The sequence below is a fragment of the Candidatus Binatia bacterium genome (genome assembly GCA_035631035.1).
In the GTDB taxonomy this organism is placed as follows: domain Bacteria; phylum Eisenbacteria; class RBG-16-71-46; order SZUA-252; family SZUA-252; genus DASQJL01.
This window is the reverse complement of record DASQJL010000091.1, coordinates 1-7,841: the sequence shown is the minus strand read 5'-3', so window position 1 is coordinate 7,841 and position 7,841 is coordinate 1. Positions and strand designations below refer to the sequence as shown.

Below are 7,841 nucleotides of genomic sequence, written 5' to 3'. Positions count from 1 at the left end.
CCTGGCCGAGGCGCAGGCGGCGGGGAAACGGATCGGGGCCGTGGCGGTCCTTCGCAAGCCCACCGAATGGCAGCGGATGAAGGAAGTCCTGGATCGGGCCTGCGCCGTCGGAGCGGCTGAGAGCCGGTAGGGCATCCCAGTCGCGAAGCGCGACCCGGCTACGGGGCCAGCGGTACCTCGAACCAGATCGTCGTCCCCGGGTCGCGATGCTCGGCGCCGATCCGGCCGCCGTGCTGCTCCACGATGCGCGCCGCGATGAACAGGCCCAGGCCCAGCCCCCCCCGGGCCGCGCGCCCGTCCCCTTCCTGCCGGAGAAAGCGCTGGAACAGGTCCCCGCGATAGGCGGCCGGGATCCCGGGGCCGTCATCGGCGACCTCGACGCGCCCCCAGCGGGTGCCGTTCTCCGAACGCGTCCGCGTGCTCACGACGACCCTGTCCGTCCCCGTCGCGTGCTTGAGCGCGTTGGACAGAATGTTGTGGGCGACCTGCACCAGTCGCATCTCATCCCCCAGGACGACGACGCCGGGCGCGGCCTCCAGCTCCACGGGAGCGGCGGTGCTTTCCATGGCCGACTGATCGCGCGCCTGCTCCAGCACGCGCCGGAGCTCCACCGGCTTCACCTCCAGCGAGAGCTGTCCCGACCGCAGCCGCGCCAGGTCCACCAGGTCCTCCGTGAGGCGCGACATGTAGGCCACCTGGCGCCGGAATTTCGAGACGACGTCATTGGCCCGCGCCTCCCAGTCCGCATCGCGCCGCTTCTCGACGATCAGATTCGCCAGCACCTCCGCGTAGGCCGAAAGGGGAGTGAGCGGCGTGCGCAGCTCATGGCTGGCCAGGGATAGGAAATTGTCTTTGAGCCGGTCCAGCTGCTCGAGCTGCTCCCGCGCCAGAACGGATCTCGTCACTTCGACGGCGCTCAGAATGACGTGATCGACCGAGCCTCCAGCCGCCGAGGCGATCGGGATCAGGCTGCAGTCCCAGACCGATGTGTCGTTCCCCTCGCCCACGTGAATCTCATCGAGACGCAGCGGCTTTCGCATCGCGAGGACTTCGGCGAACCGGGACGAGGTGTCTTCGCCCTGGAGCCAGAGGCGGCGCCAGTCCTGGCCGCGCGCTTCGTCGGGTCCGAGGCCGCGCAGCCGCTGAATCACGTCAAAGTAGCGGCGGTTCGCGTCCACCAGCCGGCCTCCGGACGCCTCGAACATAGCCAGCGCCACCTGTTCGGCGCCCTCCAGCATCAGCTTGAGCTTCTCCAGACGCTCCGCCTCTTCCATCCGGCGCCGCGCGGTGACGTCCTCGACATACAGGGCGATCCCGTCGACGACGTCGTCCGCGTCGTGCGTGGGGACCGCCAGAAACTCGAGCTGACGCTCCTCTTCGCCGAAGACGAGCCTCGTCGGACCGCTCTGCCAGGGACGCGCCTCGGAGTAGGCCCGCCGCACGCCCGCGCGCAGCTCGCCCAGGGCGGGATCGACGCAGGCCTCCTCGAAGCGCCGCCCGGCGGCGGGCGAACCCTCGACGAGCATGGCCAGCTGCGGATTCATGGTCTCGATGATCATCGCCGGCCCGCGCAGGAGCAGGACCTGAAGCGGGGACCGCTCCACGATCTCGGAAAGCCGGTGCCGCTCGCCGGTCAGGTTCCGCGCCATCTCCTGGAGCTCCGAGGTGCGCGCTTGAAGCTCGTCGTTCGTCGTTTCGAGCTCCTCGTTGGTGGCCTGCAGCTCCTCGTTGCCGGTCTCCAGCTCCTCGTTGGTGGCCTGCAGCTCCTCATTGGTCGCCTCGAACTCCTCGTTCGTGGCCTGCAGCTCCTCCTGCGTGAGCATCATCTCCTCGTTGGCCGCCTGCAGCTCTTCGTTCGCGTCCTGGAGGTTCTGGTTCATGTCGGTCAGGCGGCGATTGGCCGCGCTCAGCTCGGACGCCAGCTGGGTCTGCTCCGACTGCACCGCCTGCATCCGCCGCTGCATCTGGGCCAGCTCGGTCACGTTCTCCACCGAAACGATCGCGATATCGGCCTGGCCCTCCATGGGAACGATCTGGAGGGCCAGATAGCGCGCCTCGCCCAGTCCCTCGCGCATTTCGATCTGCGGCAGCACCGAGATCGAACGCTCCCGGAAGGTCCGGTCGATCGCGGCGCGCACCTCGTCGTAGGGAAGTCCGCGCACCGTGTGCAGGAAGTCCTGCTCGGTCCCCGCCTCGCGCACCCCGAGCAGGCGCCGCGCGGCCGCATTGATGCTCTGGATGCGATAGGAGCGGTCGATCACGCAGACGCCGAGCGGAAGGGTCCTGAGGAGGGCTTCGTGGATACGCCGCGACTCGCCGTCGTCGCCGTGCGGCTCCGACGCGGATCGTCGCTCGGGGGCCGCGGCCATATCCGGGGCACCCTCCACGCGCCGGCCGTCCGGGGGACGCACCGGCATCGGCATCGGACCGGTGACGCAGCGATAGATCTTGAATCTCTTCTGGACGATCTCGTAGGTGGACCGCGACGGGCGGGCCGTCTCGGCTTTTCCGAGGAAGAGGTAGCCGTGGGTCCGATGAAGCGAATAGGCGAACAGGTCGAGCACCGCCTGCTGCAGCTCGGGACGGAAATAGATGAGCACGTTGCGGCAGGTCACGAGATCGATGCGCGGGAAGGGAACGCCGCGGCTCAGATCCTGCTGCCCGAAGATCATCATCTGCCGGAGCTGCTTGATGACGCGGTAGCCCTGGTCCGAAGCTTCGAAGAACTGGTTCCGATACTCCTCCGGCAGGTTCTTGAGCACGGTGGGAGGGTAGAACCCTCGCCGGGCAAACGCGATCGCCTCCTCGTCGGCATCCGTCGCGAAGATTCGCACGCTCCACTCCGGGAGCTCCTGGCCGAGGGCGTGGGCCACGAGGAGCGCCAGGGAGTAACTCTCTTCGCCCGTGGCGCAGCCCGCGCACCAGAAACGGAGAACGCGTCCGCGCGCGCGCCCGGCCTCGATGAGATCGGGCATCACCTTCTGCTCGAGAAACTCGAACGCCTCACCGTCGCGGAAGAAGTCGGTGACCTTGATGAGGAGGGAGCGGATCAGATCGTCGATCTCCTGCGGCCGCACCGCGAGGAGGTCCCGATACTCGTCGATGCTTTGCAGATGGTTGACCGCGATCCGGCGACTGATCCGGCGGAGGATGGTCGCCGACTTGTACTGGCGGAAATCGACGTCGCCGTGGCGCGAGACCATCGTCAGGATTTCGTCGAGCGCGCCCCGATCCACGGTCTCGATATGCTTCTCGATGATCGCTCCGCTCAGGATGTCCCGGAGCAGCGCGGCGATCTCCTCGAGATCGCACACGTGATCCACGACGGTCGGCGGAAGCGCCGAGGGCATCGAGGGATGGGCCGCGGTCTTCGGGTTCTGGATCACGACGGTGCCGCCGTGCTCCTTCACCTCGACGGCTCCCGCGGCGCCGTCGGACCCCGAACCGGTCAGGATCACGGCAATCAGCTTGTCGGCGTAGGAACGGGCCGCCGTGGAGAGCAGGAGGTCGATCGAGGGGCGCGGCCGGTCGGCCTGATCCGCGCCGAGCGCGACCATGCCGTCGCGGATCAGCACGTGGCGGTTGGCGGGCACCACGTAGATCGTTCCGGGCTCGAGCACCGTATCCCCGGTCACGGTCACCACGGGGAGGTCGGTGCGGCGCTCGAGGATTCCGGCGAGCTGGCTGGGCCGGGAGGGATCGAGGTGCTGGGCCAGGACCACCGGGGCGGAAAAGTCCTTGCCCAGCCCCGAGGCGAGCACCGAGAGGGCCTCGATGCCCCCGGCGGAGGAGCCCACGACAACGAGATGTCCGTCGACCGGTCCGTCACCCTGGTGCGTCATGCGAACAACGCTAGTCTCGCAACCGGAGGGAATCAAGCGCGGAGGCGTTCCCGCCATCGCCGCCGAACATCGGCGTTTTCTCGGTTTCTGGGGCTGCACGCAATCCCCGTAACTGGTAGTATGATCCGCTCGTTGCGCCCGTAGCTCAGCTGGATAGAGCGTCTGCCTCCGGAGCAGAAGGCCAGGGGTTCGAATCCCTTCGGGCGCACCATTTCACCTGATAGCAGCGGTAGCCTCCCAGCAAGCGCCTGAGAGCAGGGGGACGGTTCCATGCCGACACGTTCGTTCGGTCGGGGGCTCCTCGCGGGTTCTCTCATGGTTCTCGCTTTCTCTGCAGCCGCACCGGCGCGGCCGAATCCCAGAGCCAAGGCATCCCCCGAAAACACAAGCCCGTCCCGCCCCTCGGTCGAGCTCCGGCTCCTCCGTCCGGGAGTCTGGATCCACACCTCGCTCTACGACTACCCGGACGGTCACGTGATCCCGGCCAACGGCCTCGTGGTCCGGGAGAAGGACGGGCTCGTCCTGATCGACACGGCATGGGGCGAGCTCATGACTGTCGATCTCCTCGATCGGATCGCTCGCGAAATCAAGCTGCCGGTGCGCCGCGCGATCGTGACCCATGCGCACATGGACCGCCTTGCAGGAGCGGACGTGCTCCGTCGCCGCGGAATTCCGGTGTTTGCGCACCCCCTCACGATCACGAAGGCCGAAGAAGCCGGGCTGCCGATTCCGTCGCATCCTCTCGCGGATCTGCGACGGGCCGGAGACGCCGAGTGGATCGGGTCCGTCGAGGTCTTCGATCCCGGGACCGCGCACGCTCCGGGCAACGTCATGGTTTGGGTCCCTTCCGAACGGATCCTCTTCGGTGGATGCGCAGTCAAGTCGGCCGATGCGACGTCGCTCGGCAATCTCGCCGATGCGGACACGCACGCCTGGCCCGGGGCGATCCGACGGGCGATGGAGCGCTATCCTGCGACCACGATCGTCGTGCCGGGCCACGGCGCGGAAGGCGGCAAGGATCTCCTCACGCACACGCTCGATCTCTTGAGCGCGCGTCGCTAGGCACGTCGGCGCGGGGCCGACCGCACGGCCCGCGCGCGTGCTATCCTCCCGCCCCGTGACGCAATGCCACAGGAGCGCAGCATGAACGGCCGCGCCGCGTATCGGGAGCCTCCTCTCGTCGCCCATGTCCTCTACCACCTCTGCATGGGCGGGCTGGAGAACGGGCTCGTCAACCTGATCAATCGGATCCCGCCCGACCGCTACCGCCACGCCGTCGTCTGCATGGCGTACTACGACGACTTCCGCCGGCGGATCACGCGCCCCGACGTGGAGGTGTTCGCGATGGGGGTGCACGAGCGCGGCGTGGGGCGCGTCACTCCCGATCTCGTCCGGCTGTTCCGGCGGATTCGCCCCGCCATCGTGCACACCCGAAACCCCTCCGGCATGGACGCGCTCCTCCCGGCCGCGATCGCGGGCGTCCCCTGGCGCATCCACGGCGAGCACGGCTGGGAGACCGACGATCTGCAGGGGAGGAACCGGAAGAACGCCTGGAATCGCCGCCTTCACGCGCCCCTCGTGCACCGCTTCGTGGCGCTTTCGAAGCACCAGGAGCGCTACCTGGCGGAACGGGTCGGCATCGCGCCGCGGCGGATCACCCAGATCTACAACGGCGTCGACGTGGACCGTTTCCGACCGCGCGAGGCCCCGCGCGAGGAGGGTTCGTTCACGATCGGCACGGTCGGCCGCATGCAGGACGTGAAGGATCCGTTGAACCTGGTGGAAGCCTTCCTCCTCCTGCGCCGGTCCCGACCCGACATGGCTGCTCGCGTGCGGCTGGTCCTGGTGGGGGATGGCGCGCTGCGCGCGGCCGTGGAGTCGCGCCTTCGCGAGGGAGGCGCATGGGAGGCCGCGTCGCTCCCCGGCGCACGCGAGGACGTCGCCGAGCAGCTCCGCGCGATCGATCTGTTCGCGCTTCCCTCGAAAGCGGAAGGGATCTCGAACACGATCCTCGAAGCGATGGCGACGGGGCTGCCTGTGGTCGCCACGCGTGTGGGGGGAAATCCCGAGCTGGTGGAGGAGGGGAGGACGGGACTCCTGGTGCCTCCCTCCGATCCGGCCGGGCTTGCCGCGGCGCTCGCACGCTACTCGGAGGATCCCGCGCTCGCCGCGGCCCACGGCGCCGCCGGCCGGGAGCGGGCCCGCGCGGAGTTCAGCCTGGAGCGGATGGTGACGCGCTACGCCGCTCTCTACGACGAGGGAGCGCGGCGGGGGCGTCCCGCTCCCGCGGCAGCCGCTTGACGCCGGCCTCTCCGGTGGCGCCGCAAGCGGCCACCCCGCTCGACCCACACCGTCCCGCCGCGGCCACGCTCGCGCTCGCGCTGCTTGCGGTCTTCATCGTCTTCGCCCACCTCGGCGAAGGGTACCTGGCCAACTTCGACGATTGCTACTACGCCCAGAAAGCGAAGGAGACGGTGGCGGGCGGCGACTGGGTCACGCCGCATTACGACGGCCAGGTCTCGCTGGACAACCCGCCGCTCGTCCTCTGGCTCATGGCGGGGTCCTTTCTCCTCCTCGGCGTGCGCAACGTGGCGGCGATCCTTCCCTCGGCGATCGCGGGGGTGCTCTGCGTGGTGCTGCTGCACCGCCTGGCGCTCCGTCTGGGCCTGAGCGCCTTCGCGGCGTGGTGCGCCGCCGTCGTGCTGCTCACGACGCAGTACTTCCTCAAGTACTCGCGGCACGCCATGTTCGACGTGTTCCTGACGCTCCTCTTCCTCCTGGCCATGCATGCCTACCTTCGCGCTCGCGAGGGACGCCCCGCGTTCTACGCGCTGCTCGGAGTCCTCTGCGGCCTGGGGGTCCTCACGAAGAACGTGCTCGGGCTCTTCCCGCTGGTCGTGGCGGCCCTCCACCTCGCCTGGACGGGGCGGGCCAGGGATCTCCTCCGGCTTCCGTTCTGGCTCGCGCCGCTCGCGGCCGCGGCGACGGTCGCTCCCTGGTATCTCGCCCAGCTGGGCGCGCATCGCGCCCAGTTCGTCGAGGAGCACTTCCGGTGGCTCCTCCTGGAGCGCGGCTTCGCGCCGACGAGCGGCGAGCCGGGATGGATCAACTACCTCGGCTACGCACGCGATCTCGCTACCTACTACTGGCCGTGGCTCCCGGTCGCGGTGTGGGGGATCGTGCTCGCGGTCCGGCGCGCCGTGAAGCGGAACCCGGTGACGGGCACGCTGTCGCCTGACATGGCCAAGCTGATCCTGCTCTGGCTCGTGATCGTGATCGGGGTCATGTCGGCCGGGCGCGAGAAGAAGCTCTGGTACATCATGACGGCGTTTCCGGCGCTCGCCCTGGCCGCTTCGCTCTCGCTCGACGCCTGGTTTCGCGGCGAATCCACGCGGCGTCGCGCGGTGACCGGCAGCCTGGCGCTTCTCGCCACGCTCGCCCTCGCGCTCAACTTCGCGCCATCGCGCCGCGGGGCGGAGCGCCTCCCGGGTCTCGATACCATCGCGCGCGCGGTCTCGACGGCGGCGGCGCCCGGCGCGCGAATCGTGAACTACGCGAACGGCTACTGGTCGATCCAGAACTTCATGCTCTTCTATTCGGACCACGGCCTCACGAAACCGACATCGGATCCGGATTCCGTGCGCGCCGCGCTGGATGGAGGCGCGCTGGCGCTGGTGGCGACGCGCCGCACCGCGGAGATCGCCGGCCCCGACTCCGCGCACTATCGCGTGTGGGTCCGCTCCGGGGCATGGGCGCTGATGCGCGCCGGGCCCGATCTGCCGGTGACCATTCCCTCGAGCGATCCCTACCGCTAGACTCCGCCGCCATGGCCGGGTTCTGGACCGAGCGCCGCGTGGCGCGCTTCTTCACCATGCTCACGAGCGCCGCGGTGGTTGCGGCGGACGTCTATCTCTTCTTCATGTTCCGGCAGCACGCGGGCGCGTTTCCGCCGCCATGGGATTCCGCGATCCCTGTCGGAATCGCCGGGATCCTGCTCTT

Annotated in this window: 4 protein-coding genes and 1 tRNA gene; 4 read left to right on the top strand and 1 reads right to left on the bottom strand. The window is 69.0% G+C overall.

Going from position 1 to position 7,841, the window contains the following annotated elements; all coding sequences use genetic code 11:
* Positions 1-158: 158 nt before the first annotated feature.
* Positions 159-3,842 (bottom strand): CheR family methyltransferase, encoded by a 3,684-nt coding sequence (locus tag VE326_09955; GenBank protein HYJ33529.1) that lies wholly within the window; start codon positions 3,840-3,842, stop codon positions 159-161.
* Between the two features lie 134 nt (positions 3,843-3,976).
* Between VE326_09955 and VE326_09950 the strand changes: the two genes are divergently transcribed.
* The 4 genes from VE326_09950 to VE326_09935 all read left to right on the top strand — a co-directional run bounded on the left by VE326_09950 (position 3,977) and on the right by VE326_09935 (position 7,657).
* Positions 3,977-4,053: transfer RNA gene (locus tag VE326_09950), tRNA-Arg, on the top strand.
* A 104-nt stretch (positions 4,054-4,157) separates the two neighbouring features.
* Positions 4,158-4,904, top strand: a complete 747-nt coding sequence (bla, locus tag VE326_09945) for a subclass B1 metallo-beta-lactamase (GenBank protein HYJ33528.1) — start codon at positions 4,158-4,160, stop codon at positions 4,902-4,904.
* Positions 4,905-4,985: 81 nt separating this feature from the next.
* Positions 4,986-6,143, top strand: a complete 1,158-nt coding sequence (locus VE326_09940) for a TIGR03088 family PEP-CTERM/XrtA system glycosyltransferase (GenBank protein HYJ33527.1) — start codon at positions 4,986-4,988, stop codon at positions 6,141-6,143.
* Between the two features lie 14 nt (positions 6,144-6,157).
* Complete coding sequence (locus VE326_09935; protein HYJ33526.1) at positions 6,158-7,657, top strand: phospholipid carrier-dependent glycosyltransferase; 1,500 nt, start codon at positions 6,158-6,160, stop codon at positions 7,655-7,657.
* Positions 7,658-7,841: the final 184 nt, after the last annotated feature.